1 protein-coding gene is annotated in these 2,456 nt (G+C 57.1%); it reads right to left on the bottom strand.

Annotation, left to right across the window (positions count from 1 at the left end; all coding sequences use genetic code 11):
• Positions 1–2,396: SusC/RagA family TonB-linked outer membrane protein (locus ADICEAN_RS20615; RefSeq protein WP_051068920.1), on the bottom strand; the 2,396-nt coding region annotated here is incomplete at its 3' end.
• Positions 2,397–2,456 lie beyond the last annotated feature (60 nt).

Genomic DNA, 2,456 nt, shown 5'->3' with positions numbered 1-2,456 from the left:
CCATCAAACACATAGCCAAAGAAGGTGCCTATGGGTTCGCCCTCACGCAAAATGTTACCGCCAAAACCCAGGTTTATATCTTCTTCGCGGGCCAGGTTGGTGATCTGGTTGCGGTTAATGGAGAAATTGATAGCGCTGTTCCAGGCAAAATCGCCCCTGTTAACATTCAGGGAATTGATGCCCAGATCAAAGCCGCGATTCTCCACATTACCCACATTCAGCAGGGTGGAGCCAAAGCCGCTGGTAAGGGGAATGGGCGTGCCCAGCAGCAGGTCTGTGGTATTTTTATAGTACGCCTCGGCAGTGATATCCACCCGGCCCTTCAGCAGCGAGAGGTCAAGGCCCAGGCTGGTCTGGCGGGTGGTTTCCCAGCGCAGGTCCCGGTTGGGGAAGGAGAGCGGCTCCTGCCCCCTGAACACTACCGACCCGTTGCCGCTATTAAATACCCCTTCGCCAAAGGGGGTAAGCAGGGCCAGCGAGCCATAAGGGGGAATGGACTGGTTGCCCGTCCAGCCATAGCTGGCGCGCAGCTTTAAGTCATAGATAAACTCCAGGTCCTGCATAAAGGGCTCTTCGGCCACCCGCCAGGCCACTGCACCTGAAGGAAAATAGCCCCATTTGTTGCCCTCAGCAAACTTGGAGGAGCCATCAACACGGCCCGAAAGGGTAAACAGGTATTTATCCTGCAGCGAGTAGTTGAGGCGGCCCAGGTAGGAGAGCATGCTCCATTCCAGTTCGCCATTGCCGGGATTCTGTGGGTTGCGCGCTGCCCCCAGGTTATGCCAGCCGGTGCGGGCATCCGGAAAATCAAAGGCATAGGCCGCCAGGCTTTCGTTGCGGAACTGTTGCAGCTCCACACCGGCCAGCAGGTTCAGCCTGTTGCGCTCGTTCAGGTTCAGGTCATAGCTTACGGTATTGGTGTTGAGCCAGGTGAGCGCCTCCAGGGTAGAGATGCCAGCCTCGCCCCGGCTGCCTTCGGTGCGCTTAAGCCCATTGGGGCCAAAGGTGTTTGATTTGGTGGTGAGCCCGTCAATACCAAAGCTGGAGCGCAGCGCCAGGCCCTTGAGCGGACTCAACTGGGCATACACATTGCCCAGAATGCGCGAGGTGTTGGTAATGGATTCATACTCCCGGGCCTCTGCCACCGGGTTGGCAATGCCGGCCTTCAGCAGGTGCTCATAGGTATAGCCAAGCGGACCGTTGGGGTCATAGACCGGGGCCATGGGGTTAAACTGCAGGGCATTGGTAATGACACCCGGCACAATGGTGCCCGGGCCGGTGAGCACCCCATTGGACGACAGGCGGTTAAACGAAAGGTTGCTGCCAATGCGCAGCCAATCCTTTACATCCGTATCCAGGTTTGCCCGGAAAGAATAGCGGTTAAAATCGGAGCCAATCACAATGCCCTCCTGTGTAAAATACCCCCCCGATACGGCGTACTGGGTCTTTTCGGTACCTCCTGTAAAGGAAAGCTGATAATTGGCAATGGGGGCTGTCTGAAATAGCTCCTCCTGCCAGTCGGTACCCTCGCCCAGGCGGTCGGGGTTTATGTAAACGGGCGTGCGGCCGGCATTGGTATTGGCTTCATTGATGAGGGTGGCAAACTGAGCAGCATTGAGCAGATCCAGCTTGTTGGCCACCTGCTGCACGCCGTAGTAGCTTTCAAAATTTACCGTTCCCTGGCCCGAGCGCCCGCGCTTGGTGGTGATCAGGATTACCCCATTGGCGCCCCGCGAGCCGTAAATGGCCGTAGCAGAGGCATCTTTAAGCACTTCTATGGATTCGATATCATTGGGGTTGATGGTGGAGAGCGCACCAATGCGCGGCCCCCGGCCCCCGATGGACATTTCATTGCCATTGCTGTTGATGAGCATGCCATCGATCACATAGAGGGGTTCGCTGCTGGCCGATACCGAGCTGGTGCCCCGGATGCGGATGTTGGTTTCGCCGCCGGGAGCCCCGGTGGTCTGCACTACCTGTACCCCTGCGGCACGGCCCTGCAGGGCCTGATCAAACGAGGCTACGGGCACTGCCTTTAGATCATCGGCCTTGATGGAAGAGACCGATCCCGTAATGTCAGATTTTTTGATCGACCCATAGCCAATCACCACCAGTTCTTCCAGCTGCTCCTGATCAGCCTCCAGCGCAATGCTCAGGCTGGTCTGGTTGCCCACCCGTACCTCACGGCTAATGTAGCCCACATAGGAGAAAACGAGCACAGCATCTGGGGTGGCTGTGATGCGGAAATTACCCTCCAGGTCGGTGGTGGTGCCTACCCCCGCCGATCCCTTCAGCAGAATGTTTACCCCCGGCAGCGATTCTCCGGTAGCGCCATCCCGAACCGTTCCGCTTACCTGCTGCTGCGCACGTAGCTCGGGCAGCAGGAGGCAGAACATCAAACTTAGTAGCAGCAACCTTTTCATAGATATGTTAAGAAATTCTGAAGCGATCAAAAC

The organism is Cesiribacter andamanensis AMV16 (genome assembly GCF_000348925.1).
Lineage (GTDB): Bacteria > Bacteroidota > Bacteroidia > Cytophagales > Cyclobacteriaceae > Cesiribacter > Cesiribacter andamanensis.
This window is presented reverse-complemented; position numbering and strand designations above follow the sequence as displayed.